At 70.9% G+C, this 24,817-nt stretch carries 22 protein-coding genes; 10 read left to right on the top strand and 12 right to left on the bottom strand.

The annotated features are described in order from the left end of the window. Nucleotides 1-85: 85 nt before the first annotated feature. From argS to MTP10_RS38265, 4 genes are all read right to left on the bottom strand, one after another. Nucleotides 86-1,813, bottom strand: a complete 1,728-nt coding sequence (gene argS / locus MTP10_RS38280) for an arginine--tRNA ligase (RefSeq protein ID WP_310716357.1) — start codon at nt 1,811-1,813, stop codon at nt 86-88. Then, a complete protein-coding gene (locus tag MTP10_RS38275) occupies nt 1,810-4,122 on the bottom strand; it encodes an HAD-IC family P-type ATPase (protein WP_310716355.1) in 2,313 nt (770 codons plus the stop codon). The genes argS and MTP10_RS38275 overlap by 4 nt, the downstream gene beginning before the upstream one ends. Before the next feature lie 53 nt (nt 4,123-4,175). Next, a complete protein-coding gene (gene plsX, locus MTP10_RS38270) occupies nt 4,176-5,195 on the bottom strand; it encodes a phosphate acyltransferase PlsX (protein ID WP_310716353.1) in 1,020 nt (339 codons plus the stop codon). A 135-nt stretch (nt 5,196-5,330) separates the two neighbouring features. Further along, nucleotides 5,331-5,888: a DUF1707 domain-containing protein gene (locus MTP10_RS38265; protein WP_310716352.1), complete on the bottom strand. Its 558-nt coding sequence runs from the start codon at nt 5,886-5,888 to the stop codon at nt 5,331-5,333. 171 nt (nt 5,889-6,059) lie between these two features. Here MTP10_RS38265 and MTP10_RS38260 point away from each other — a divergent pair, with 171 nt between their 5' ends. Both MTP10_RS38260 and MTP10_RS38255 read left to right on the top strand, forming a co-directional pair. Next, nucleotides 6,060-7,382, top strand: a complete 1,323-nt coding sequence (locus MTP10_RS38260; RefSeq protein ID WP_310716351.1) for a lysine 2,3-aminomutase — start codon at nt 6,060-6,062, stop codon at nt 7,380-7,382. A gap of 440 nt (nt 7,383-7,822) precedes the next feature. Continuing rightward, nucleotides 7,823-8,863, top strand: a complete 1,041-nt coding sequence (locus MTP10_RS38255; protein ID WP_310716350.1) for a hypothetical protein — start codon at nt 7,823-7,825, stop codon at nt 8,861-8,863. A gap of 313 nt (nt 8,864-9,176) precedes the next feature. Here MTP10_RS38255 and MTP10_RS38250 read toward each other — a convergent pair whose 3' ends face one another. From MTP10_RS38250 to MTP10_RS38240, 3 genes are all read right to left on the bottom strand, one after another. Beyond that, entirely contained in the window at nt 9,177-9,329 is a 153-nt protein-coding gene (locus tag MTP10_RS38250) for a hypothetical protein (protein WP_310716349.1), read from the bottom strand. A gap of 180 nt (nt 9,330-9,509) precedes the next feature. After that, entirely contained in the window at nt 9,510-10,388 is an 879-nt protein-coding gene (locus MTP10_RS38245; protein ID WP_310716347.1) for an ABC transporter ATP-binding protein, read from the bottom strand. Continuing rightward, nucleotides 10,381-11,310, bottom strand: a complete 930-nt coding sequence (locus MTP10_RS38240) for an ABC transporter permease (protein ID WP_310716345.1) — start codon at nt 11,308-11,310, stop codon at nt 10,381-10,383. The genes MTP10_RS38245 and MTP10_RS38240 overlap by 8 nt, the downstream gene beginning before the upstream one ends. Before the next feature lie 470 nt (nt 11,311-11,780). Here MTP10_RS38240 and MTP10_RS38235 point away from each other — a divergent pair, with 470 nt between their 5' ends. The 5 genes from MTP10_RS38235 (at nt 11,781) to MTP10_RS38215 (ending at nt 17,505) form a co-directional block, all read left to right on the top strand. Next, nucleotides 11,781-13,418: an ABC transporter substrate-binding protein gene (locus MTP10_RS38235; RefSeq protein WP_310716344.1), complete on the top strand. Its 1,638-nt coding sequence runs from the start codon at nt 11,781-11,783 to the stop codon at nt 13,416-13,418. A gap of 125 nt (nt 13,419-13,543) precedes the next feature. Further along, a complete protein-coding gene (locus MTP10_RS38230; protein ID WP_310716342.1) occupies nt 13,544-14,488 on the top strand; it encodes an ABC transporter permease in 945 nt (314 codons plus the stop codon). Then, the gene (locus MTP10_RS38225; protein WP_310716340.1) at nt 14,481-15,455 is read left to right on the top strand and encodes an ABC transporter permease; all 975 of its coding nucleotides are present in this window, start codon (nt 14,481-14,483) and stop codon (nt 15,453-15,455) included. The genes MTP10_RS38230 and MTP10_RS38225 overlap by 8 nt, the downstream gene beginning before the upstream one ends. 12 nt (nt 15,456-15,467) lie before the next feature. Continuing rightward, the gene (locus tag MTP10_RS38220; protein ID WP_310716338.1) at nt 15,468-16,505 is read left to right on the top strand and encodes an ABC transporter ATP-binding protein; all 1,038 of its coding nucleotides are present in this window, start codon (nt 15,468-15,470) and stop codon (nt 16,503-16,505) included. Continuing rightward, complete coding sequence (locus tag MTP10_RS38215; RefSeq protein WP_310716336.1) at nt 16,489-17,505, top strand: dipeptide ABC transporter ATP-binding protein; 1,017 nt, start codon at nt 16,489-16,491, stop codon at nt 17,503-17,505. Before MTP10_RS38220 ends, MTP10_RS38215 begins: the two co-directional genes overlap by 17 nt. A 91-nt stretch (nt 17,506-17,596) precedes the next feature. On the opposite strand, the gene MTP10_RS38210 is transcribed toward MTP10_RS38215, so the two are convergent. The 4 genes from MTP10_RS38210 to MTP10_RS38195 form a co-directional block, all read right to left on the bottom strand. Further along, nucleotides 17,597-18,796 (bottom strand): lipid-transfer protein, encoded by a 1,200-nt coding sequence (locus MTP10_RS38210; protein ID WP_310716334.1) that lies wholly within the window; start codon nt 18,794-18,796, stop codon nt 17,597-17,599. Next, nucleotides 18,778-19,182, bottom strand: coding sequence for an OB-fold domain-containing protein (locus tag MTP10_RS38205; protein WP_310716332.1), 405 nt, complete (start codon nt 19,180-19,182; stop codon nt 18,778-18,780). The genes MTP10_RS38210 and MTP10_RS38205 overlap by 19 nt, the downstream gene beginning before the upstream one ends. 45 nt (nt 19,183-19,227) lie before the next feature. Further along, entirely contained in the window at nt 19,228-20,502 is a 1,275-nt protein-coding gene (locus MTP10_RS38200; protein WP_310716330.1) for a S8 family serine peptidase, read from the bottom strand. Nucleotides 20,503-20,631: 129 nt separating this feature from the next. Further along, nucleotides 20,632-21,447 (bottom strand): SAM-dependent chlorinase/fluorinase, encoded by an 816-nt coding sequence (locus tag MTP10_RS38195; RefSeq protein ID WP_310716329.1) that lies wholly within the window; start codon nt 21,445-21,447, stop codon nt 20,632-20,634. A 117-nt stretch (nt 21,448-21,564) separates the two neighbouring features. Between MTP10_RS38195 and MTP10_RS38190 the strand changes: the two genes are divergently transcribed. The 3 genes from MTP10_RS38190 to MTP10_RS38180 are packed head-to-tail and all read left to right on the top strand — an operon-like array spanning nt 21,565 to nt 23,348. Continuing rightward, the gene (locus MTP10_RS38190; protein ID WP_310716328.1) at nt 21,565-21,888 is read left to right on the top strand and encodes a DUF3263 domain-containing protein; all 324 of its coding nucleotides are present in this window, start codon (nt 21,565-21,567) and stop codon (nt 21,886-21,888) included. Between the two features lie 52 nt (nt 21,889-21,940). Beyond that, nucleotides 21,941-22,711 carry a trehalose-phosphatase gene (gene otsB, locus MTP10_RS38185; RefSeq protein ID WP_310716327.1) on the top strand — a complete coding sequence of 257 codons (771 nt, stop codon included), beginning with the start codon at nt 21,941-21,943 and terminating at the stop codon, nt 22,709-22,711. A 49-nt stretch (nt 22,712-22,760) separates the two neighbouring features. Further along, on the top strand, nt 22,761-23,348 hold the full coding sequence (locus MTP10_RS38180) for a hypothetical protein (protein WP_310716325.1): 588 nt from the start codon (nt 22,761-22,763) through the stop codon (nt 23,346-23,348). A gap of 17 nt (nt 23,349-23,365) precedes the next feature. Here the strand turns inward: MTP10_RS38180 and MTP10_RS38175 are convergent, their stop codons facing one another. Next, on the bottom strand, nt 23,366-24,811 hold the full coding sequence (locus tag MTP10_RS38175) for a trehalose-6-phosphate synthase (RefSeq protein WP_310716323.1): 1,446 nt from the start codon (nt 24,809-24,811) through the stop codon (nt 23,366-23,368). Nucleotides 24,812-24,817: the final 6 nt, after the last annotated feature.

Genomic DNA, 24,817 nt, shown 5'->3' with positions numbered 1-24,817 from the left:
GCCTCGGTTCATGACCGCGTAAAGCCTAACCGGGGGGCGCGCCAACCCTGGGGAGGCGCGCCCACGTCGATCGGCACGGCGGATGTCACATGCGCTCGGGGACCGGGACGCCCAGCAGGTCGAGCCCGGTCTCCAGAACGCGCAGGGTCAGCGCGCACAGCGCGAGCCGGGAGGCGCGCGTGTCGGCGTCGACGCCTTCCTTCAGCACCGGGCACTCCTCGAAGAAGGTGGTGAAGGCGGTGGCGGTGGCGTAGATGAACGCGCACAGCCGGTGCGGCTCGTTCGACTCGGCCACCTTCTCCACGGCCGCCCCGAACCCGAGGAGCTGGAGCGCCAGCGCCCGCTCGGCCGGGTGGCCGAGGACGATCGGGCCGGTGGCGTCGGCCGGGTCCACGCCGCCCTTTCGGAAGATCGACCGGATCCGGGCCTGGGCGTACTGGAGGTAGGGCGCCGTGTTGCCGGTCAGGCCGAGCATGCGGTCGAAGTCGAAGACGTACTCGCTGTCGTGGCTGATCGACAGGTCGGCGTACTTGACCGCGCCCATGCCCACGACTCGGGCGATCTCCGCCCGCGTCGCCTCGTCGTAGTCGCGGTCGGCGATGACCACGGACGCCCGGTCCACGGCCTCCTGGAGCAGGTCCATCAGCTTGACGGACTCGCCGGAGCGGGTCTTGAAGCGACGGCCGTCCTTGCCGAGCATCATGCCGATCTGGACGTGCTCGGCCGAGACGGTGTCGGGCAGCCAGCCGGCCTGCTCCGCGGCGGCGAACACCATGCGGAAGTGCAGGGCCTGGTCGGCGCCGACCACGTAGAGGATGCGGTCGGCCTTGAGGTCGTGCACCCGGTAGCGGATGGCCGCCATGTCGGTGGAGGCGTAGCCGTAGCCGCCGTCGCTCTTGCGGATGATGAGCGGCAGCGGCTTGTCGTCGGAGCCGGTGAAGCCGGGCGGGAACAGGCACAGCGCGCCCTCGCTCAGCACCGCGACCCCTGCGGTCTCCAGGTCGTCGCAGGTCCTCTGGAGCATCGGGTTGTACATGCTCTCGCCGGCGATGTCGGCGTCGGTCAGGGTGACGCCGAGCATGCCGTAGACCTTGTTGAAGTAGCGGACGGTGGCGTCCATGAAGACGTGCCAGAGCCGCAGCGTGTCGGGGTCGCCCGACTGGAGCGTGGTCACCCGCGCGCGCGAGCGGGTCTTGAACGACTCGTCGCCGTCGAACTTCTGCCGCGCGGCCTGGTAGAACTCGGTGCCCATGCCGGCTTCGAGCTGCGCGACCGCGGCCTCCTCGCCGATGTCGAGCAGGTGCTCGATGAGCATGCCGAACGGCGTGCCCCAGTCGCCCAGGTGGTTCTGCCGGATGACGGTGTTGCCCAGGTGCTCGTGGACGCGGGCCAGCGAGTCGCCCACGATCGTGGTGCGCAGGTGGCCGACGTGCATCTCCTTGGCCGCGTTGGGCGCGGAGTAGTCGATCACGATGGTCTGCGCGGGCGTGACCGTGCCGACGCCGCGGCGCGGGTCCTCCAGCATGCGGCCGGCCTCGCCGGCGATCCACGTGTCGGCGAGCGTGATGTTGAGGAACCCGGGGCCGCTGACCTCGACCGTGCCGGGGAAGTCGGCCAGCTCGGCGGCAAGGGCCTCGGCGACCTCCCGCGGGGACCGTCGCAGGCGCTTGGCCAGGCTCATCGCGACGTTCGCCTGGAAGTCGGCGAACTGGGACGGCCGGATCAGCGGGTCTGCGTCGGCGTGCTCGGCGCCGAACGCCGCGGCCAGCGCCTGCTGGACGCGCTCGGTGAGCACCATCTGCGGGTCGGTCATGGTCTAAGGGTACCGGCGAGCCTGACCGTGACGCTGATCGCGAGAGTGATCAGCGCGGAGGCCACCACGGCGATGCCGACGGCGGTCAGGCCGTTGCTCAGGTCGCCCGGCTCCAGGGCGAAGAACTCGCGCACGAACGGGATGGACAGCGCCCCGGCGAACAGCACCGCCATGGCGGCGACCAGGCCCACCCGCAGCCAGGTGAGGGGCCGGGCGATGAGCACGAGCACCCACCAGGTCGTCAGGAACAGGGTGATCACCGCGGACGTGCGGTCCTCGTTCAGGGTGGAGGTCCCGCTGTGCGCGGCCCAGAACGCCAGCAGCATCGCCGCCGCGCACAGCACCCCGGCCGGTACGGCGAAGCGCAGCACGCGGGGCACGAACCCGGGCTTTGAGCGCTCCAGCGTGGGCGCCAGGGCCAGGAAGAACGCCGGGATGCCGATGGTCAGCGCGTTGACCAGCGTGGAGTGCCGGGGGGCGAACGGGAACATGAGCCCCAGGACGCCGGTCGCCAGCGACAGCGCGATCGCGTAGAAGGTCTTGGTGAGGAAGAGGTTGGAGACCCGCTCGATGTTGGCCAGCACCCGGCGGCCCTCGCCGACGACGTGCGGCAGGGTGGCGAAGGCGTTGTCGAGCAGCACCACCTGGGCGACGGCCTTGGTGGCGGGGCTGCCCGCGCCCATCGCGATGCCGAGGTCGGCGTCCTTGAGCGCGAGCACGTCGTTGACGCCGTCGCCGGTCATCGCGACAGTGTGGCCGCGCGCCTGGAGCGCGCCGACGAACAGCCGCTTCTGCCGCGGGGTGACCCGGCCGAAGACGGCGTTGGCCGCGAGTATGTCGGCGAGCTTGTCCGGGTCGTCCTCCGGCAGGGTGCGGGCGTCGACGGCGCGGTCGCCGTCGGGGATGCCGAGGCCGGTGGCGATGGCGGAGACCGCCTCGGGGTTGTCGCCCGAGATGACCTTGACGGTGACTCCCTGGCGGGCGAAGTAGCTCAGGGTCTCGTGGGCGTCGGGGCGGATGCGCTGCTGGAGCGTGACGAGCGCGACGCACTCGACCGCCGCGTCCGGGTCGCCCCGCTCGGCGGCGGCCAGGTCGCGGGTGCGGCAGAGGGCGAGGACCCGGGCACCGGTGGAGGCCAGCGCGGCGGCCCGCTCGTAGCCTTCGCCGCCGTCGAGCAGCACGTCCGGAGCGCCGAGCAGCCACGCGCCGCGCTCGCCGAAGTCGGCGCCGCTCCACTTGCGCGCCGAGGAGAACGGCACGGACCCCGTGGCCGTCCAGCCGCCGGGCGTCGCGGGGTAGCGCACCTGCACGGCCTGGGCGGTGGCGTTGGGCCGCTGGTCGAGGTTGGCCAGGGCGGCGAGCGCCTCCTCCACGGGATGCCCGTCGCCGATCGGGAGGACCTCGCCGAGATCCATGCCGCCCGCGGTGAGGGTGCCGGTCTTGTCCAGGCACAGCACGTCGACCCTGGCCAGGCCCTCGATCGCGGGCAACTCCTGGACCAGGCACCTGCGGCGGCCCAGCCGGACGACGCCCACGGCGAAGGCGATCGAGGTCATCAGCACCAGCCCCTCGGGGATCATGGTGACGATGCCGGCGACCGCTCCGGTGATGGCGGTGCCGAAGTCGCCGGTGTTGCGGAGCTGGCTGTAGATCAGCAGCGCGCCGATCGGGATGACCAGCCAGGTGATGTACTTGATGAAGTTGGCGACGCCTTGGCGCAGCTCGGAGTGGGCGAGGTGGAACTTGCTGGCCTCCTCGGCGAGCCGTACCGCGTAGGCGTCGGTGCCGACGTGGGTGGCGACGAACGCGCCGGAGCCGGCGACGGCGAAGCTGCCCGACAGGACCCGGTCGCCGGGCCGCTTGTGCACCGGGTCGGCCTCGCCGGTCAGCAGCGACTCGTCGATCTCCAGCCCGTCGGACTCGACGACCTCGCCGTCGACGAGCAGCCGGTCGCCGGACCCGAGCAGGATGAGGTCGCCGAGCACCACGTCCTGTGGGGGGACCTCCTGGTCGCGGCCGTCGCGGCAGACCCTGACGGGCTCCTCGTTGATGACGGCCAGGCGGTCGAGCGTGCGCTTGGCGCGTACCTCCTGGACGATGCCGATCAGCGCGTTGGCCACGATGACCAGGCCGAACAGGCCGTCCTGCCATTGCCCGAAGATCAGGATGAGCGCCCACAGGACGCCGATGACGAAGTTGAACAGCGTGAAGACGTTGGCCCTGATGATGGCGCCGAAGGACCGGCTCGACCGGCGCGGGACGATGTTCCGCTTCGCCTGGGCGGCCTGTGCCGCGGTGAGCCCTCGCACGCGTTCCCCCGTTCGTGTCCCCCGATCGTGCGGACGCGCCAAAGACTACGGGTTCACCAGAGCCGGTGTGATCGCGGAGCGATGGCGATCCGCTCGCCCACGCGGTCCACGATGCCACCGGCCGACAGCTCCGCTGCGAGCTCGCAGGCCGCGCTGATGCCCTGTGACCTGGACGAGCCGTGCGCGATGACCACGGTGCCGTTGAGGCCGAGCAGGACGGCGCCGCCGTGGGCCTCGGCGTCGAGGCGCTGCCGCAGGTCGCGGATGCGGGAGCGCTGCAGGAACGCGCCCAGCCGGGCCGCCGGGCTCTCGCCGATGGCCTCGCCGAGCTGGTGGAAGGCGTAGCGGACGGTGCCCTCCATGGTCTTGAGCGCGACGTTGCCGGTGAAGCCGTCGGCGGTGATCACGTCGACGGCCCCGGTGAGCAGGTCGTGGCCCTCGATGTTGCCGGTGAAGTGCAGGCCGGGGGCGCTCTGGAGCAGCTCGTGGGCGCGCTTGACGAGCTTGTTGCCCTTCTCGGCCTCGGCGCCGATGGTCAGCAGGCCGACCTTCGGCTGGGCGATGCCGTGGGCCAGCTCCGCGTAGGCCGTGCCGAGGTGGGCGAACTGCACCAGCATCTCCGGCTTGGCGTCGGAGTTGGCCCCGGCGTCGACGAGCAGCGTGGGGTGCGGCCGGGTGGGCAGGGCGACGGCGATGGCGGGCCGCAGGACGCCCTGCTGGGGCTTGAGGCGCAGCCGGCCGGTGGCCACGATGCCGCCGGTCGAGCCCGCGGACACCACGGCCGACGCGTCGCCCCGCCTTACGAGGTGGCAGGCGATCGCGATGCTCGAACGGGGGCGGCGCAGGCTGGCCAGCGCGCCCTCGTCCATCGCGAGGACCTCCTCGGCCCGCACGATGGGGATCTCCTTGGTGGCGTCGTGGTCGGCGAGGGCCTCGTACAGGATGCGCGGCGGTCCGACCAGCACGACCTCCAGCCCGCGCTCGCGCACGGCGTGCACCGCTCCCGCGACGATCTCGTGGGGGGCGTGGTCGCCGCCCATGGCGTCGAGCGCGATCGGCTTGCTGTCGGACACTGGGTCACCTCGTACGGCGTGCGTGCCCGCCGTGAGGCTCGCCGAAGGCGGGCTCGGCGAGCCCGCGGTCGCAGGCGGGACGCTTGCCAGGCTAGCCGGTGGTCCCGGTGGCCGATCCGCCGGGAGAGGACGGGGTCAGCGCAGGTTCCAGTCGGCGACGCCGCGGGACACGATCACCTTCGAGAACATCGACGCGCCGGTGATCCGGATGAGCGGGCCGTCGCCGTCCGAGCCGCCCGACACGTTGCGCTTGCCGAACGTGGAGCTGCCCTCGTCGATGACGCGGGCGTTGTCGGGGACGCGCACGATGAGCTTGGAGAAGCGGGCGTCGCACTCGAGTGTGACCTCGCGGCCGGGGAGCACGGCGTCGGACAGGTCGATGATCATCGCGCCGAAGTTCGCCACCAGTCTGGTGTGCCGCGAGGCGATCCAGCGGCCCTTCCTGATGATCTTGCTGAACGTGGAGCGGATCGTCTGCTGCTCCACGGCCTCCGGCGGCCGGGAGGCGGTCACGTCCGGCAGGTCCCCGGTGAGGGGGACGAGCTCACCGACGGTCTTGGCCGTGTAGGCGGCTTCGAGTCGGTCCGCGTGCTCGACGCTGGTGAGCCGGCCGGTGGCGAGCGCCTCGCCCAGCACGGCGGCCACGCGGTCGCGGTCGGTGTCGGAGGCGCGCAGCGCGGGATCGTGGGTCACGTCGTCAGTGTAGCCATAAACGCGATATGTCGCGAGATGCTCTTTTGAAATCTCCCAGCGACTCGGCGGAACCGAATCCCGGGTTTGCAACGTCCGGATATAAAGGCCACAGACGCGCGACAGGGGCTTGAGGTTTACCGGCGATCGAACAAAAAAGAGGGGAAACGCTTAGTGATCTTGAACCAGGCAGGCACACGACGCTTCCGGGCTTACACGTCCAAGCATCTGAACGACCTCCTGCTCCGGGCAGGGCTCGACGACGAGGAACGGCTGAGGGTGAGGGCCGTCGCCACGGTGCTCCCGTTCCGCACCAACGCGTACGTCGTCGACGAGCTCATCGACTGGTCGGCCGCGCCCGACGACCCCATGTACAAGCTGGTCTTCCCGCAGGCGGACATGCTGCCCGCCCCGGACGTCGCCCGGCTGGCCGACCTGCTGAAGGCGGAGGCGCCCGCCGCCGAGATCAACGCGGAGGCCAACCGGATCCGCGCCCGGCTCAACCCGCACCCGGCCGGGCAGATGGAGCTCAACGTGCCCCGGCTGGAGAACGAGCCGGTCCCGGGACTCCAGCACAAGTACCCCGAGACCGTCCTGATCTTCCCCAAGCAGGGACAGACCTGCCACGCCTACTGCACCTACTGCTTCCGGTGGGCGCAGTTCGTCGGCGACGCCGACCTCAAGTTCGCCTCCGACGACATCGAGCAGATGGTCCGCTACATCCGCCGGCACCCCGAGGTCACCAGCGTGCTGATCACCGGCGGCGACGCCATGATCATGGGCGAGCCGGTGCTCAAGCGCTACCTGGAGCCGCTCCTCGATCTGGAGCAGCTTGAATCAGTACGGATCGGCACGAAGTCGCTCGCGTACTGGCCGCAGCGCTTCACCACGGATCCGGACGCCGGCTCCACGCTGGAGCTGTTCGAGAAGGTGGTCGCCGCCGGCAAGAACCTCGCCTTCATGGCCCACTTCACCCACCCCCGCGAGCTGGAGCCACCACTCGTCGAGGCGGCGGTCCGGAACATCCTCGGCACCGGCGCGACCATCCGGACGCAGGCGCCGCTGATCCGCTCCATCAACGACGACTCCGCGCTCTGGTCGGGCATGTGGCGCAGGCAGCTGCGCATGGGCATGATCCCGTACTACATGTTCGTCGAGCGCGACACGGGGCCGCAGGACTACTTCGCGGTGCCGCTGGCCCGGGCCCACGAGATCTTCAGGGACGCGTACGCGTCGGTCTCCGGGCTCTGCCGTACGGTGCGGGGGCCCTCCATGTCGGCCACGCCGGGCAAGGTGTGCGTCGACGGGGTCACGGAGATCGCCGGTGAGCGGGTCTTCGTGCTGCACTTCATCCAGGCCCGTGACCCGTCGCTGGTCGGGCGGCCGTTCTTCGCCCGGTACGACCCGACGGCGGTGTGGCTGACCGATCTGCGCCCGGCCTTCGCCGACCGGTTCCCGTTCGAGCCCGCTGTGGAGGAGGCCCTGCTGGCCGTCTGAGCCGGCCCGGGGTGACTCCGGAGGAGTTCCGGCCGCCGGGTGAGCCCCGCCCGGCCCGAGCGGTCAAGCGAGCACCCGGCTAGCGGAAAATCTGTGCGCCCGGCCCGCGGCTTTCGTCCTTACCGGCGGTCGTTCGCGGGCCGTCGGCGTGCTCAGGGAGCGGGCGGCCTATGCCCGGGAATCCGCCCTCCCCATATCCTGAAATGTCGCCCGTTCTCCCTGTCGCTCGACGGCCTTGCCGGGGCTCTCCCGAGCCTCTTGAAGGGCTGTTGACCTGGCCCGCGAGCCGACGGCCGTGGTGGTACAACTACGTCGGTAGCTCAGCCGGGCGGCGCGCCGCGTGTGGTGCCCACAGCGTGTTCGTCTCGGCTTTCGGGGGGTTTTCGATTCGCGTTTCCTCCGCATTCGAGAGCGATCGATCACGAGCCGGGAAGGCAATCATGAATCGTGTAGTCAAGGCGGCTGTCGCCGTCGCGTCACTCGGGCTGGCGGCGGCCCTCACCGTTCCGCCGGCCCACGCGCAGGTGGAACGCTCCGCCAGGCCGCTCACGACGGGGCCCGGCGCACCGGACGTGACCTCGACGGCCGCCGGAACGCTGGACGACAGGACGCCGGACGGCAGGGTGCTGGACGGCGGGACGGCCGGCCGGGGGACCCTGGACGGTACGAGCCTGGGCACGGTGCCCGGTGCCCGCACACTGGACGCCGACGCGCCCGGTACGGTGTCCGGCGCCGTGCCCGGTCCCGTCACCGGTGCTGTGCCCGGCCCCGTCACCGGTGCCGTGCCCCGCGTCGAGGTGCCGGGGGACCGGACACCGCGTCCGACGGTGCCCGGGCACCGTGGCTCTCCCTCGGCGGCCTCCCGCGGAGGGACGTCGGGAGGCGGCTCCGCGACCGGCCGCCGGGGCGGGACGAGGACCGCGCCGGTCACCGCCCGGGACGACGACGGCTCCTCGCCGAGGACGGCCCGCACGGGCCGGCGCGGCCGGGAGAACTGGCAGCGGCGGTACGTCCGGCCGCGCCGGCCGGCCCCGACCACGACCGGCTCCCCGACCACGGACCTCCCGGCCGGTGACACGCTGAGGGGCGCCCTGTCCAGGGGCGTCGCCCCGAGCCGTGTGACGCCGAACGGGGTGGCGCCGAGCGTGCCGCTGGCCCAGGGCGTGACTCAGGGCGTGGCCCGGAACGGCACGCTCGCCCGAGGCGTCACCTCCAGTGGTGCGGTGCCGGGCGGCGCGCTCTCCAGCGGCCCCGGGCGCGCTCTGGCGAACGGTGTCATGTCGAACGGTGTCGTGTCGAGCGGTGCCCTCTCGCGGGGTGTCACTCCGAGCGGTGTGGCCGGGAGCGGCGCCCTGTCCCGTGGCGTCGTCTCCGGCGGACCGCTGGCTCAGGGGGTGACTCCGGGCGCCGTGGTGTCCGGCACCCCGCTGTCACGTGGCCTCGCCTCGGGCGAAGTGGTGCCGGGTACGCGGCTGACCTGACCAGAAAGGCCGCTGCCCGCCGTGTCCGCCGGCGGACCGGGGGAGGGATGACGAGCGCCTTGGTGCCGGCGCTCGGACGGCCCGCCTCCCGGACCGGTGGGACGGCGCGGGCCGGGCGGACGCGCCCGAGCCCGAGTCACGCCTCACCTGCCGAGCCGCCACTGCAGGGCGGCGACCCCCGGTGAGAGGCGCAGCCCGCCGCCGGTCCCTCGACCAGGGACCGGCGGCACTCCCATGTCCGGACCCGACCTGCCCGACCGACCTGACCCGCCCGACCTGACCCGCCCGGCCTGCCCGACCCGCTCCGAGAGCGTCAGACGCGTACGCCGGTGCGCCGGGCGATCTGGGCCTGGAGCCGGGCCATCTGCCAGTGCAGGTCGAGGAGCTGCTGGGCCAGCTCCATCCTCGGGATCTCCGACACGTCCTCGATGGCCAGGTGGTCGATCGCGGCCGAAAGCTCTCCCATCGCGCCCCCGTTCCCTTCCATCCGCGCCTTGCCGTATCGAAACAACGTTCGAATCATACCGGACCGTGCGCCACGGTGTCAGGCGTTGACCCCTCGTGTCGCAGGTGCCGCACGCGAAGTCGTCCCATGAGGAAGCCGCCGGGCGTGTCGTACGCGCCGGCGGCTGGAGGCTCGGGTGGATCAGCCCTTGTTGTAGGCGGCGAGCACTTCCTTCGGGTCGCCGTCCATCTTGATCTTGCCCTTGTGCAGCCAGATGACCCGGTTGCAGGTCTCCTCGATGACCCGCAGGTCATGGGCGACGAGGAAGACCGTGCCGGCCTCCTCGCGGATCTGCCGGATGCGCTGCTCGCTCTTCTTGCGGAACTCGCGGTCGCCGGTGGCCAGCGCCTCGTCGATGAGCAGCACGTCGTGGGTCTTGGCCGAGGAGATGGCGAAGCGCAGGCGCGCCCCCATGCCGGAGGAGTAGGTGGACATCGGCAGCTGGACGAACTCGTCGATGCCGGAGAAGTCCACGATCTCCTGGTACTTCTCCTTGACCTCGGCCGGCGTCATGCCCATGGCGTAGCAGCCGAGCACGATGTTGCGCTCGCCGGTGAGCTCGCGCATGAGCGCGGCGTTGACGCCGAGGAGCGAGGGCTGCCCGTCGGTGTAGACGGCGCCCGAGTGGGGCGGCAGGAGACCGGCGATCGCGCGCAGCAGCGTGGACTTGCCCGACCCGTTGCGCCCCACGATGCCGATGGCGTCGCCGTGGTAGGCCACGAAGGAGACGCCCTTGACGGCGTGGACCTCCTTCATCTGCGGCCTGCCCTGGCGCTTCAGGAGACGCGTGAGGGCGTTGACCGCGTTGCCCTTCTCGACGTCGGTGGCCGCGCCGTAGACGCGGTAGATGATGTGCAGGTCGTCGACGATGACGGTGGGCGTGCCGGTGGGAACGTCGAGAGGCGGCTTGCTGACCGGCGTGGCCGGCTTGGGCTGCGGCTTCGCCTTGCCGTCCTTGCCGGCGGCGACGGCGGGCTCCTCGGCCTTCACCAGTGACAGCTCCTCGGTCAGTTCAGCCACGCCCGTACCTCTCCTCGGCACGCCAGAAGTACCAGAAGCCGAAGCAGAGGGCGAACACCGCCCAGAATACGCAGGATATCCACACCGCATCCGGTGGGTTGTGCCCACCCTCGCGGGTGATGAGCAGGTCGCGCATGGCCTCGATGTAGGAGGCGGCCGGGTTGGCGTAGTACATCAGGTCGGCCACCCACTGCGGCGCCTGGGCCTTGCCCACGACCCTGTCCTGGATGGAGAAGAAGACGCCCGAGGCGTACAGCCAGGTGCGGGTGATGAAGGGCAGGAGCTGGTTGAGGTCCCGCATGGACGCTCCCAGCCGGGCCATCACCAGCCCGGCGCCGACGTTGAACATCGTCTGGAGGAGCAGCACGACGGGCACCACCAGCCAGGCCAGCGTGATGGGCTCCCCCGTCATGAGGACGATCACCAGGAGCACGCCCATGGAGATGGCGAGCTGCTGCAGCTCCTGGATCGTGTACGCCAGCGGCAGGGAGGCGCGCGGGAAGTGCAGAGCGCGGATCATCGACAGGTTGCCGGAGATCGACTTGGCGCCCGCGGTGACGGTCCGCTGCGTGTAGGTGAAGACGAACATCCCCGTCAGGAGGAACGCGGGGTAGTTGTGGATGCCGCCCTTGCCGCCGAGGATGAGGCCGAACATCACGTAGTAGATGGCGGCGTTGAGCAGCGGAGTCAGGACCTGCCACAGCTGGCCGAGGGCCGAGCTGGTGTACTTCGAGACGTTGCGCGAGGACGCGTACGTCAGGATGAAGTGCCGCCGCTCCCAGAGCTGGCGCACGTAGACAGGAAACCTCGGCCGTGCGATGGCACGGCGAAGCCCGTATCTCGCGGCGAGCTTGGCCAGCGGCTCCTGCCCGCTCCGGCCGCCCGCCTGGGCGTCCGCGACAGCGGATTCCGGCTGACTCATGGCAAGGACTCTATTGGATCCGGGTCGGTGAGGTGCTCCCGCGCGGGTGCGCGGCAGACAGTTGGACGGAGTCCTGGAGCGCCCGGTTCCAAGGCGCCGTCAAGACGGCAACAACCGTAGCCCAGTGACCCGGCACGTGCCCGACAAGGGCGCGAGCACATTTCGGTAAGAGGTATTTTTGCTCGACTGTCCGTGTCCAAACGTATGGTCATCTGACGGTTATGAGAGCTTCTAGGCCGTCTGAGCCGTATGAGTGTGACGCTGGATTGGCGCACGTGTGACCGAACTGCAACGCGCCAGAGACTCGCTGGTGGCACGTAGTGAGGGATAGTCGCGATCGACTGGCAGGGCGTCGGCTGGTTTGACCATGTCAGCCAAACCCGGGGGATTACCGAACCCCCCGTCAGGCTGCTCACGATCATCGCAGCTCAGCGCTAACGCCCACCTGTAGAGGGAGGAATCTTCTTACCATGCGTGTTACTAAGGGCGCACAGATCGTCGCCGGTACCGCGCTGCTGGCCCTCGCGGTTGCCGCGTGTGGTGGCGGCGGCGGCACCTCGACCGGCACCTCCGGATCGAGCGGGGACACGCCGGTCCGCATGGAGCTCGGCGAGCCGCAGAACCTGCTGGTCCCTTCGAACACCACTGAGTCCGAGGGCGCCGAGGCGCTCGCGGCGGTCTTCGAGCCGCTGGTGAACTATGACGAGAACAAGCAGGTCGTCATGGGCGCCGCGGAGTCGATCGAGACTCAGGACAACAAGGTCTGGACGATCAAGCTCAAGCCGGGCTACACCTGGCACAACGGCGAGCCCGTGATCGCGCAGAACTACGTTGACGCCTGGAACTACGCAGCGAACCAGGACAACGCGCAGGGCGCCGGCTACTTCTTCGGTCGTGTCGACGGCTACGCCGACCTCAACCCGGGCGAGGGCAAGCAGGTCACCACCAAGGAGATGAAGGGCCTCAAGGCGGTGGACGACACCACCCTCGAGGTCACGCTCACCGCGCCGTTCTCCCAGTTCAAGACCATGCTCGGCTACACCGCGTTCTACCCGCTGCCCAAGGCCGCCTTCGGCCCCGACGGCAAGGTGACGGCGGAGTTCGGCGAGAAGCCGATCGGCCAGGGCCTGTTCAAGCTGGACAAGCCCTACAAGAAGGGCACTGACCAGAGCATCGACCTGTCGGTGTACGACAAGTTCCCGGGCAAGAAGCCGAACGGCTGGACCAAGCTCCAGTTCAAGCTCTACAACAGCTCGGAGACGGCCTACAACGACCTGCAGGCCGACAACGTCGACATCCACGACTCGCTGCCCGCGTCGGCGATCGCCAGCGCCAAGACCGCGCTCGGGGACCGCTACCAGGACCAGCCGGACGCCGGTATCGGCTACATCGGCTTCCCCCTCCAGTACAACGACGAGTACAAGGACGTCAAGGTCCGCGAGGCCATCTCGATGGCCATCGACCGGAAGACCATCGCCGAGACGGTCTTCTCCGGCACCCGTTCGCCGGCCGACGACTTCATCAACCCGGCCATCGACGGCTACCGCCAGGGCGCCTGCACGGCCTGCGCCTACGACCCGGGCAAGGCCAAGGAGCAGTACGCCGCCGCCAAGGGCCCGGCCAAGCTGGAGCTCGGCTACAACGCCGACGGTGGTCACAAGGAGTGGATCGAGGCCGTCGCCAACAACCTCCGCGCCAACCTCGGCGTCGAGGTGACGGTCAAGCCGTTCGAGAAGTTCGCCAACATCCTGGACGACCTGGACGCCAAGAAGTACAAGGGCATGTTCCGGATGGGCTGGGCGATCGACTACCCGTCGGCCGAGAACTACCTGTCGCCGATCTTCTCGACCGGCGCCATCAAGACGGGCTCCAACTACGCGGGCTACTCCAACAAGGAGTTCGACGAGACGGTCGCCAAGGGCGACCAGGCCGCCACCCCCGAAGAGGGCCTGAAGATCTACCAGCAGGCGGACGACATCCTCATCAAGGAGATGCCGTACATCCCGGTGTACTTCTACCGGAACAACTCGGGATACTCGACCAAGGTCAAGAACGTCAAGATCAACCTGCTCAACCAGGTTGAGTGGGCTGACGTCGAGAAGGCCTGACACTTGTTCCCGGGGGCGGGCACGCGTGGCGCGCCCGCCCCTCGAGAGCGCCAAGAAGGCAGTCGCCTGGGCCGTTTCACCCCATGGATCCAGGCACTGCCTTCCGGCATGTACGGGAGGCTTGAATGGGCCGTTACATCATCAGGCGCCTGATCCAGGCAGTGCCAGTCCTGCTCGGCGCCACCCTGTTCATCTTCGCCATCGTCTTCGCGCTGCCCGGTGACCCCATCGCTGCGCTGGCCGGTGAGAAGCGGCAGGACCCCAACATCGTCGCGATCATCCGCGACCAGTACCACCTCAACGATCCGCTGCTGCTCCAGTACTGGTACTACATCAGCGGCATCATCTTCCGCGGGGACTTCGGCACGACGTTCGCCGGCGTCCCGGTGACCCAGCTCCTGGCGGGCAAGCTCCAGGTCACGCTGAACCTCGCGCTGGTCGCGCTGACCCTCGAGGCCATCATCGGCGTCGTCCTCGGCCTGTGGGCGGCGCTGCGCCGCGGCAGGGCGACCGACACCGCGATCCTGGCGTCCACGCTGCTGCTGATCTCCATCCCCACCCTGGTCAGCGGCTTCGTGCTCCAGCTCTGGCTGGGCGTCTGGCTCAAGCAGGTGACCGGCACGGAGATCTTCCCCATCGCGGGCGCCACGCAGGGCCTGAAGTCGTACCTGCTGCCCGGCTTCGTGCTGGCGGGTGTGTCGATCGCCTACCTCACCCGGCTGACGAGAACGAGCCTGGTGGAGACGCTGAGATCCGACTACATCCGCACGGCCGTCGCCAAGGGCCTGTCCCGGCGGAGGGTCATCGGCAGGCACGGTCTGCGCAACGCGCTGATCCCCCTGGTCACCTATCTGGGCGCCGACCTGGGCAACCTCATGGGCGGGGCGGTCATCACCGAAACGATCTTCAACCTGCCGGGAATCGGTCTTCAGCTCTACCAAGGCGTCTACCTACGAGAACAACCCATCGTCGTAGGAATCGTGACCATCCTGGTGTTGGTCTACATCGTGGCCAACCTGGTCGTCGACCTGATGTACGCAGTGCTCGACCCGAGGATCCGCTATGAGTGACATCCCCCAGGCCGATCCAGCGGCCTCCGAGACCCAGACCCTGACCACGGACAAAGCCCCGGTCACGTCGCCCCCCGGCGGCGGCAGGCGCCGCAAGAAGGAGGACAGGCCGGCGAGCCTGTGGAGCGACGCCTGGCACGACCTGCGCCGCCGGCCGATGTTCATCTTCTCGCTGGCCCTCATCGCGATCCTGCTGATCATGTCGTTCTGGCCCTCGCTGTTCACGTCGATCAACCCGCTGGATGCGCGCTCCTGCGACCTCGCGACAGCCCGTCAGGGGCCCAGTGCGGGTCACCTGTTCGGACGCGACAACCTCGGCTGCGACGTGTACGCCAGGACCATCTACGGCGCCAGCAACTCGATCCTCATCGGCGTCAGCACCACGGTCATCACCGCGGTGGTCGGCGGCCTGCTCGGCCTCATCGCGGGCGCCCGCGGCGGGCTCACCGACACGGTCTCCTCGCGCGTCACCGAGGTGTTCTTCGCGATCCCGCAGATCCTGGGCGCGCTGCTCATCACGGCGACGTTCCGGGACAAGGGCCTGGGCATCTGGATCGTCGTGATCGCGCTGTCGGTGCTGGCCTGGCCGATGACGTTCCGCATCATGCGGGCCGCCGTCATCACGGCCAGGAGCCAGGACTTCGTCATCGCGGCGCGGGCGCTCGGCGCGAGCCAGAGCCGGGTCATGTTCGGGCACCTGCTGCCGAACGCGATCGCCCCGGTGATCGTCGTGGCCACCATCAACCTGGGCGGGTTCATCGCGGCCGAGGCCGCGCTGTCGTTCCTCGGGGTGGGCGTGCAGTCGCCGGACATCTCGTGGGGCCTGATGATCGCCGACGCCCGGAACCGGTTCCTGGAGGCGCCGCTGCCGCTGGTGTTCCCGGCCGTGTTCCTGAGCGTCACCGTGCTGGCGTTCATCATGCTGGGCGACGCCGTCCGCGACGCGCTCGACCCGAAGCTCAGGTAGGAGGGGGGACAGATGAGTAAGACATCGCTGGACACGTTGCCCGCCGAGGGAGGGCTGGGCGACGAGCCGTTGCTGGCGGTGGAGGACCTCCACGTGGAGTTCGCCACGCGGGCCGGTGTCGTGCGGGCCGTCAACGGGGTGAGCTACACGCTCAACCCGGGGGAGACCCTCGCGGTGCTGGGCGAGTCGGGCTCCGGCAAGTCCGTGACCGCGCAGGCGATCATGGGCATCCTGGACATGCCGCCCGCGCGCATTCCCAAGGGAGAGATCCGCTTCCGCGGGACCGACCTGCTCAAGCTGTCGGACGAGGCGCGCACCCAGGTCCGCGGCCAGCGCATCGCGATGATCTTCCAGGACGCGCTCTCCGCGCTCAACCCGGTGTTCACCGTGGGCTGGCAGATCAGCGAGATGTTCCGCGTCCACCGCGGCATGTCGAAGCGCGACGGGATGGCCAAGGCCGTCGAGCTGATGGACCGGGTCCGCATCCCGGCCGCCAAGCAGCGCGTGCACGACTACCCGCACCAGTTCTCCGGGGGCATGCGCCAGCGCATCATGATCGCCATGTCGATCGCGCTGGACCCGGAGGTGCTGATCGCGGACGAGCCGACCACCGCCCTCGACGTGACGGTCCAGGCCCAGATCATGGAGCTGCTCGCCGAGCTGCAGAGCGAGAGCAACATGGGCCTGATCCTCATCACGCACGACCTCGGCGTCGTCGCCGACGTCGCGGACAAGATCGCGGTCATGTACGCGGGACGCATCGTCGAGAACGCCCCGGTGTACGACATCTACCGGGCGCCCGCCCACCCGTACACGAAGGGTCTGCTGGAGTCGATCCCCCGGGTCGACCTCAAGGGCCAGGAGCTGTACGCGATCAAGGGCCTGCCGCCCAACCTGCTCGACATGCCGACCGGCTGCGCCTTCCACCCGCGGTGCCCGTACCGCCAGGACAACTGCGTGACCGACGCCCCCCCGCTCTACGCGATCAGCGGTGTGCGCAACAGCGCCTGCCACTACTGGAGGGAGGTCCTCGATGGCGACCCAAGGTGAGCGAATCCTTGAGGTGCGGGACCTGGTCAAGCACTTCCCCCTGACCCAGGGCATCATGTTCAAGAAGCAGATCGGCGCCATCAAGGCCGTCGACGGCGTCTCGTTCGAGCTCAACAAGGGCGAGACGCTGGGCATCGTCGGCGAGTCGGGCTGCGGCAAGTCCACGCTCGCCAAGGTGCTGATGGCGCTGGAGCGGCCCACCTCCGGCTCGGTCGTCATCAACGGGCGCGACATGGCCAAGGCCAGGGGCGGCGAGCTCAAGCGGATGCGCCGGAACATCCAGATGGTGATGCAGGACCCCTACACCTCGCTGAACCCCCGGATGACCGTCGGCGACATCGTCGGCGAGCCCTTCGACATCCACACCGAGGTGGCGCCCAAGGGTGACCGCCGGCGCAAGGTGCAGGAGCTGCTGGAGGTCGTGGGCCTCAACCCCGACCACATCAACCGCTACCCGCACCAGTTCTCCGGCGGTCAGCGCCAGCGCATCGGCATCGCCCGCGGCCTGGCGCTCCAGCCCGAGATCATCGTCTGCGACGAGCCGGTCTCCGCGCTCGACGTGTCGATCCAGGCCCAGGTCATCAACCTGCTGGAGCGGCTGCAGAACGAGTTCGGCCTGGCGTACATCTTCATCGCCCACGACCTGTCGGTGGTGCGCCACATCTCCGACCGGGTCGCGGTGATGTACCTGGGCAAGATGGTGGAGCTGGGCAAGGACCTGGAGATCTACGACCGGCCGGCCCACCCGTACACCCAGGCGCTGCTGTCGGCCGTCCCGGTCCCCGACCCCGAGGGCCGCGAGCAGCGCGAGCGGATCATCCTGCAGGGCGACCCGCCCTCGCCGGCCAACCCGCCGTCGGGCTGCCGCTTCCGCACCCGCTGCTGGAAGGCCCAGGAGATCTGCGCCGAGGAGGAGCCGCTGCTCCAGATCCGGCCGGGCACGTCGCACCTGAGCGCCTGCCACTTCGCGGAGACGCACGACGTGGTCCACGTCGGCTAGCGCCGCCGTCCCGCCACACGGGCCCCGCGCGATCCGCTCGCGCGGGGCTCCGCGTTTGTGCGGGCCGTATGTCAGCTCTTCGGGCCGTACGTCAGCGGGTGGCGATGACCGCGGAGCCGTGCCCGAACAGGCCCTGGTTGACCGCCAGCCCCACCGTGGCGCCGGCCACCTGGCGGGCGCCCGCCCGGCCGCGCAGCTGCCAGGTCAGCTCGCACACCTGGGCGATCGCCTGGGCGGGGATGGCCTCGCCGAACGAGGCGAGCCCGCCGGAGGGGTTAACCGGGACACGCCCGCCGAGCGCGGTGTCGCCGGCCCGCAGCAGCTTGTCCGCCTCGCCCGGCGGGCAGAGCCCGACGTCCTCGACCCAGTCCAGCTCCAGCGCCGTGGACAGGTCGTACACCTCGGCGAACGACACGTCCTCCGGTCCCAGCCCCGCCTCCTCGTAGGCGGCGTGGGCGATCGCCGCGCGGAACGGCCGTTCGGGGGGCGGCACGGCGGCGCGGGAGTCGGTGGCGAACTCCGGGAGCTCCAGCACGGCGTTCGGGAAGGACGGCGTCACCGTGGACACGGCGGCCAGGCGCACCGCGTCCGTGACGCCGCGCCGCCGCGCGTAGTCGGCGGAGGCGAGCACGAGCGCGGCCCCGCCGTCGGAGGTGGCGCAGATGTCCATGAGGCGCAGCGGATCGGCCACCATGGGCGAGGCCAGCACCTCCTCGGCCGTGACGGGCTTGCGGTAGCGGGCCAGCGGGTTCAGGGAGCCGGCGCGGGCGTTCTTGACCTTGACCGCGGCGAAGTCCTCGGCCGTCGAGCCGTGCAGGGCCATGCGGCGGCGCGCGTAGAGCCCGAAGTAGGCGGGGTTCGTGGCGCCGAGCAGGCGGAAGCGCAGCCAGTCCGGGTCGTCCGGGCGGTCGCCGCCGACCGGCTTGAAGAAGCCCTTCGGGGTCGAGTCGGCGCCCGCCACCAGCGCCACGTCGCACAGCCCGGCGAGGATCCGGGTGCGGGCGATGTCGATGGCCTGCGCGCCGGAGGCGCAGGCGGCGTAGCAGGACGCGATCCGGGCGCCCGACCAGCCGAGCGCCCTCGCGTACGTGGCCCCGGCCACGAAGCCCGGGTAGCCGTTCCTGATCGTGTCGGCGCCCACCAGGAACCCGATCTCGGGCCAGCTCACCCCGGCGTCGCGCAACGCCTCTCGGGCCGCCGCGACGCCGTACTCGGTGAACGGACGGCCCCACTTGCCCCACGGGTGCATGCCCGCGCCCAGCACCACCACGCTCACGACGCCGGCCCCCACATCCACACCAGCGGCCCGTCGGCGAGCGCGCCGTGGGTCAGCTCCAGCTCCATGCCCACCTCCAGGTCCTCGACCGTGAGGTCCCTGACCTGGCCGAGCACCACGATCCCCTCGCGCTCCAGCTCCACCGCCGCCAGCGTGACCGGCGTGTACGGCTCGGCGGCCACGTACGGCTCGGGCGGGGGATAGCGGGCGTCGGTGTAGGACCAGACCCGGCCCCGCCGGGACAGCCGCGTCACCTCCAGGCTCTCGCTCTCGCAGCCGGGGTCGGGGCAGCAGCCGGTCCGCGGCGGGAACGTCACCGTGCCGCAGGCGGAGCACCGGGCGCCCAGGAGGTGGGTGGCGCCGTCCTCGATCGTGAACCAGCCGTCGATCGCCAGGGTCATGCCACGAGTATTACACAAGCGCTTGCTAGGCTTAAGCCGTGCGGCTCAGGAGGCGCGCCGCCGCGCCACCACGTGCGCGGCCATCGCCAGGCAGAGCACGAGCAGCCCCACCAGGGTCGGCAGCCGCGACTCCGGCTCCGGTCCGGCGCTCCGGCCGGGCGCGGGCGGCGGCGGAGGGGCCTCGCCCGCACGGGCTCCCGCCATCCGGCCCGCCTCCCGCAGCGCGAGCAGCGCGTCGGCCACGCCGTGCCCGTACGAGGGGTCGCGGGCGGCCGGGCGAGAGACCGTGCCGCGTTCGATGGCCGCGCGCACCTGGTCCGGTGGCAGGCCGGGGTAGGCGGACCTCACGAGTGCCGCGATGCCCGCCACCATGGCCGCCGCCGCGCTCGTGCCGTCGCCCACCACGTACGAGCCGGCGCCGTCGGCGGTGAGGATGCCCGTGCCGGGGGCCACCACCGACAGGTAGTTCTGACGGTTGGAGAACGCCGTCACCCTGAGCCGCTGGTCCACCGCGCCCACCGCGATGACGCCGGGGTAGGCGGCCGGGTAGTTCCTGCGGTTCGTGGTCTCGCCGTCGTTGCCGGAGGAGGCCACCAGCACGGCGCCGCGGCACAGCGCGTACCGCACCGCCGCCTGCTCGGCGGGCGAGCCCCTCCAGACGCCGCTGCCGCCGCCCAGGGACATGCTGATGACGTCCGCGCCGTGGTCGGCGGCGTAGCGGATGCCGCGGGCCAGGGCGTCGGGCCGGCCGGCGGAGGGATGGGTGCGGAGCGGGTCGTCGTTCTCCAGCGTGACGCGGACGGACAGGACGCGGGCCTCGGGGGCGACGCCGATCACACCGGTCCGTGCGGTCTCCTCCCCGGCCCGCGTCACGCGGGCCGGGGAGGAGGGCGAGGAGAACGCGGCGACCCGGGAGGCGGCGGGCGTGCGGGTGTGGCCGTGGCCGGCGATGAGGCTGGCCATGGCGGTGCCGTGGTGGCCCCACCGGCCGGGCCGGCTCCCGGCGCCGGTCAGGTCGGGACCGGCCACCACGGAGCCCGCGAGGTCGGGGTGGCGACCGTTCACGCCGGTGTCGAGGACCGCCACCAGCACGCCCTCGCCTCTGCTGATCCGCCACGCCTCGGGCAGGCGCAGCGCGGGGAGCTGCCACTGCGCGGCCTCGTACGCGGCCGTCCCGGTGCGGGCGGCGGCGCCGGCGCTCGATGTGCGGCCCGTCAGCGGCGAGGCGCACAGGCAGGCGACGAGACAGGTGATGAGACAGACGGTGAGGCGGGGTAGGAGTCTCCTGGGGACGCGCGGCATGGGACGGAAGTGGCGCATCGCGACCTCCGGGGCAGGTGGGGGGATGCCCGTTGCCGGAGATTGTGACACGCGACGCCCACGATTGATCAGGACCTTCAGTAAACGGTCCGATACATCGCGTAATTAGGCTTAAGTAACTTTCGTAGCCTAAGACTTGCCTATAGAGGGAGATATCCGGACATGGGCGCCGGGGGGAAGCCCGAGCCGCTGCGCCGCGTCCCCCGAGTTCACCGCGATCGCGATCAGCCCCGCCGAGTCCGCGAACGCCACCAGCTCACCCGGCGGCACCGCCGCGTACGTCTCCCGGTACGGCAGCGTGAGCTGCCGCCGCCCCAGCCACACGCCCAGCGTGTCGCCCACCCGCGCCCCCAGCGACTCCAGGTGGCTCGCGGTGATCGACAGCTGCGTGTTGCCGTAGCGGTCGACCGAGACGACCTCGCCCTCCACGGCACCCTCGCGCACCACCGAGGTCGGCTCCGCCAGCGAGACGAGCCGGCCGACCGGGCGCTCCGGGCCCATGTCGGCCGGCTTGGCGCCCTTGAACAGCCGGGCCGCAACGGCCGAGTAGATGTCGCGCCCGTGGAAGGTGGGCGAGACGGGTCGCAGGAAGTAGTCCTCGTTGCTGAGCTCGTACGCCGCGTCGGCGCCCCCGCTGGCGTGCACCGCCCACGACAGCAGCCCGTTGTCCGGGCCGACGAACACCCGGCCGCCCGCCTCGATCGCGACGGCCCGGCGGGTGCCTCCCGTGCCGGGGTCCACCGCGCCGATGTGCACGCCCAGGGGCAGGTAGGGAATGGTCTGCGCGAGGATCGCGGCGCCGCGCCGTACGTCGCCCGACGGGATGGTGTGGCACACGTCGATCACCCGGGCCTCGGGCGCGATGCCGGCGATCACCCCGTGGCAGGCCGCCACGTAGCCGTCCTCCAGCCCGTAGTCCGTGAGAAGCGTGATGACTGAGGTCACACTTCGTGACTGTACGTCTAGCCATCCGCCATGAACAGCCGGACTGCGCACATTACGATGGCGTCGGGCCGCATGCGCGTGTCGTGATCGTCGCGCGCAGCCTTTGGAGGAGGAACCATGGACACTGCACCGGCCGGCGGTGACAGTGCACCCCGACAGCCAGCGCACGACCAGCCCCTCACGTCACCCGCACAGCTGACCCGACGCGATCTCGACCTCCTCGCCTTCGAGCGCCAGTGGTGGCGCCACGCGGGCGCCAAGGAGCAGGCCATCAAGGAGACCTTCGGGTTCTCCGCCACCCGCTACTACCAGCTTCTGGGCGAGCTCATCGACAAGCCGGCCGCCCTGGAGCACGACCCGATGCTGGTCAAACGGCTGCGCAGGCTGCGCGCCGGCCGCCAGCGGGACCGCGCCGCGAGGCGTCTGGGCATGCGCCCCTGACCGGCTGGGTAGGCCCAGCCGCGTGAGGAACATCCCTGGAGACATCCCTGGCATGGAAGCCATCCTGAAGGACCCGGCGGGCGCCGTGATCGGGCTCGACTTCGACGGGACGCTGTCCCCGATCGTGCCCGACCCGGCCTCCGCCCGGATCCACCCGGAGGCGCCCGGCGTGCTGGCCGAGCTGGGCGGGCACGTCGGGGCGGTGGCCATCGTGACCGGACGGCCCGTCGCCACCGCCCTGGAGCTCGGGCCCGGCCTGGCCGACGTGCCGGGCCTGGTGGTGCTGGGCCACTACGGGTTCGAGCGATGGGAGCGCGGCACGGTCTCCGGCCCGCCGCCTCCCGCCGGCGTGCCGCGGGCGGAGGCGGAGCTGCCGCTGCTGCTCGACTCGCTGGGCCTGAAGGGCGTGACCGTGGAGGACAAGGGCCGGGCGGTGGCCGTCCACACCCGCCGCGCCGACGACCCCGAGGGCGCGCTGGCCGCGCTGCGCGAGCCGCTGGCCGAGCTGGCCGCCCGGCACAGCCTGGTGGTGGAGCCGGGCCGGCTCGTCCTGGAGCTGAGACCGCCGGGCATGGACAAGGGGCACGCGCTCGGGCTGTTCCTGGCCGAGCGGGCCGCGAGGTCCGTGATGTTCGCCGGGGACGACCTCGGCGACCTGGCCGCCTTCGACGCGGTCGAGGCGTCGGGGCTGCCGGGCGTGACCGTGTGCAGCGGCTCGGCGGAGGTCACCAGGCTGGCCGAGCGGGCCGACATCGTGGTGGACGGGCCCGACGGGGTCGTGGCGCTGCTCCGTGAGCTCGCCTCGGCTGTCGCGCGCTCCTGATCAAGTCGTTGGTGATCGATCTGCAAGTGCCCGGCCGTACGGTCACGGCATGCCGAAGACAGCTCTCGCCGCCGCGGGCCTCGCCGCGGCGGTCACGCTCCTGATCCCCGCCACCGCCACCGCTTCCGCCTCCGCCGGGGGCTCGGGCACCCCCCTCCGCCTGCGCGACGGCCTGACACTGAGCCTGCCGGGCGGCTGGAAGGTGTACGGCAAGGGCGACTGGATCCGCGTGGTCACCGGCTCGTGCCCCAAGCCCGGGTCGGGTTACGCCGGGTCGGAGTGCGACAGCTTCTGGATCCTCGGGCCGAAGGCCATCGAGCTGGGCGGCGAGGTGTTCGAGCCGTACACCGCCGAGCGCCCGTTCTACCCGGCCACCGACGTCCAGCCCTGCCCGCACGACCGCAGGTGGGGCGAGAGGCTCGGCGCCGCCAGGGTCAAGGGCCTGCGTCAGGTCGGCCCCGGCCACAAGGCGTACTACCGCGAATGGAAGGCCACCTGCGTCACCTACGACGGCGCCGAGGTCAGGTCGAGGTGGATCCAGCGCGAATGGTACCTGCCGAGGACCAAGGTGCTCGTCGTCGACCAGTGGAACACCCCGGGCCTGGCCGGCGTGCTCAAGCGCGCGACCTGGCGATGAAGGTGGCCTTCGGCCGGTCAGCCCTGGATGGGGCCGAGCTTGTCCAGGGCGTCGAGCTGCGCCTCCAGCCACCGTTCGGGAGGCAGCGCCGTGGCGGCGGCCACCAGCTCCCGGCGGCGGCGCACCCGCTCCTCCTCGGGCATGACCAGCGCCTCGTGCAGCGCGCCGGCCGTGTCGCTGATGTCGTAGGGATTGACCACGAGGGCGTGCGGCCCCAGCTCGGCCGCCGCCCCGGCCTCGCGCGACAGCACCAGGGCGGCGCGCGGCGACAGGATCGGGCCCTCCTTGGCCACCAGGTTCATGCCGTCGCGGATCGGGTTGACCAGGAGCACGTCGGCCATCCGGTAGGCGGCCAGCGAGCGCGGGTAGTCGTCGTTGACGTTGAGGATCAGCGGGTCCCAGTCCTCGGTGGCGTACTCGTCCTCGATCTCCTTGGCGCACCGCTGCACCGAGGCGGTGTACTCGCGGTACTCGGGCAGGTCGTGCCGGCTCGGGTAGGCGAAGGCCAGGTGGACGACCCGCCCGTGCCACTCGGGGTGGGCGGCCAGGAACTCGCGGTAGGCGAGCAGGCCGCGCACGATGTTCTTGGACAGCTCGGTCCGGTCGATGCGGACGATCAGGGCGCGGTCGCCGACCTGGTCGCGCAGCGCGGCCATGTGCGACTCGACGTCAGGCTCGCCGGCCCGCTCGCAGAGCGCGTCGCCGTCGACCCCGAGGCCGTGCACCCCGACGCGGGTCGTACGGCCCTCGTGGGTGATCGTACGGGCCGCGTGGTCGACCCTGGCGCCGAGCAGCGCCCGGCAGCAGTCCATGAACGCGTCCGCCCAGCGTGTGGCCAGGAAGCCGGCGTGGTCGGCGCCCAGGATGCCTTCGAGCACCTCGCGGGCCACGTCGTCGGGCAGCAGCGAGAAGTACTCGGGCGGCGCCCACGGCGTGTGGCTGAAGTGGGCGATGCGCAGGTCGGGCCGCTCGGCCCGGAGCATGGCGGGGGTGAGGGTCAGGTGGTAGTCCTGCACCATGACGCGGGCCCCGTGGTGGGCCTCCTCGGCCAGGGCCAGCGCGAACGCGCCGTTGTAGTCGCGGTACGACTCCCACTCGCGCAGGAACCTGGAGCCGAAACTGGGCGCATTGGGGGTGTCGTAGAGCAGGTGGTTGACGAACCAGAGTGTGGAGTTGGCCACCGCGTTGTAGGCGCGGTGGAACGTCGCCGCCGGGATGTCGAGCATCCGCAGGGCGCCCGTGTCGTAGCCCGTGTGGTCGAGCCGGCCTCCGGGGGCCTGCCGGGCGGCGATGCGGTCACCGTCGGACAGCGCGGCGCACACCCAGAGCACACCGTGGTCCCTGGTCACTCCGGACAGCCCGGACACCAGCCCCCCGCCGCCGCGTTTCATGGTCAGCGCGCCGTCGTCGTCGACGGTGAACGAGACCGGGCCTCTGTTGGAGGCGACCAGGACACTGTTCATTTAACC

The organism is Nonomuraea sp. 3-1Str (assembly GCF_031570565.1).
GTDB lineage: Bacteria > Actinomycetota > Actinomycetes > Streptosporangiales > Streptosporangiaceae > Nonomuraea.
Note: the sequence above shows the minus strand (reverse complement) of the source record. Positions and strands in the feature narration are given on the sequence as shown.

Bases quoted from the DNA above. Each gene is read 5' to 3' on its own strand.
- argS (WP_310716357.1), bottom strand. From the start codon at position 1,813: ATGACCGACCCGCAGATGGTGCTCACCGAGCGCGTCCAGCAGGCGCTG.
- MTP10_RS38255 (WP_310716350.1), top strand. From the start codon at position 7,823: ATGAATCGTGTAGTCAAGGCGGCTGTCGCCGTCGCGTCACTCGGGCTG.
- MTP10_RS38250 (WP_310716349.1), bottom strand. From the start codon at position 9,329: ATGGGAGAGCTTTCGGCCGCGATCGACCACCTGGCCATCGAGGACGTG.
- MTP10_RS38240 (WP_310716345.1), bottom strand. From the start codon at position 11,310: ATGAGTCAGCCGGAATCCGCTGTCGCGGACGCCCAGGCGGGCGGCCGG.
- MTP10_RS38235 (WP_310716344.1), top strand. From the start codon at position 11,781: ATGCGTGTTACTAAGGGCGCACAGATCGTCGCCGGTACCGCGCTGCTG.
- MTP10_RS38230 (WP_310716342.1), top strand. From the start codon at position 13,544: ATGGGCCGTTACATCATCAGGCGCCTGATCCAGGCAGTGCCAGTCCTG.
- MTP10_RS38225 (WP_310716340.1), top strand. From the start codon at position 14,481: ATGAGTGACATCCCCCAGGCCGATCCAGCGGCCTCCGAGACCCAGACC.
- MTP10_RS38220 (WP_310716338.1), top strand. From the start codon at position 15,468: ATGAGTAAGACATCGCTGGACACGTTGCCCGCCGAGGGAGGGCTGGGC.
- MTP10_RS38215 (WP_310716336.1), top strand. From the start codon at position 16,489: ATGGCGACCCAAGGTGAGCGAATCCTTGAGGTGCGGGACCTGGTCAAG.
- MTP10_RS38205 (WP_310716332.1), bottom strand. From the start codon at position 19,182: ATGACCCTGGCGATCGACGGCTGGTTCACGATCGAGGACGGCGCCACC.
- MTP10_RS38200 (WP_310716330.1), bottom strand. From the start codon at position 20,502: ATGCGCCACTTCCGTCCCATGCCGCGCGTCCCCAGGAGACTCCTACCC.
- MTP10_RS38190 (WP_310716328.1), top strand. From the start codon at position 21,565: ATGGACACTGCACCGGCCGGCGGTGACAGTGCACCCCGACAGCCAGCG.
- otsB (WP_310716327.1), top strand. From the start codon at position 21,941: ATGGAAGCCATCCTGAAGGACCCGGCGGGCGCCGTGATCGGGCTCGAC.
- MTP10_RS38180 (WP_310716325.1), top strand. From the start codon at position 22,761: ATGCCGAAGACAGCTCTCGCCGCCGCGGGCCTCGCCGCGGCGGTCACG.
- MTP10_RS38175 (WP_310716323.1), bottom strand. From the start codon at position 24,811: ATGAACAGTGTCCTGGTCGCCTCCAACAGAGGCCCGGTCTCGTTCACC.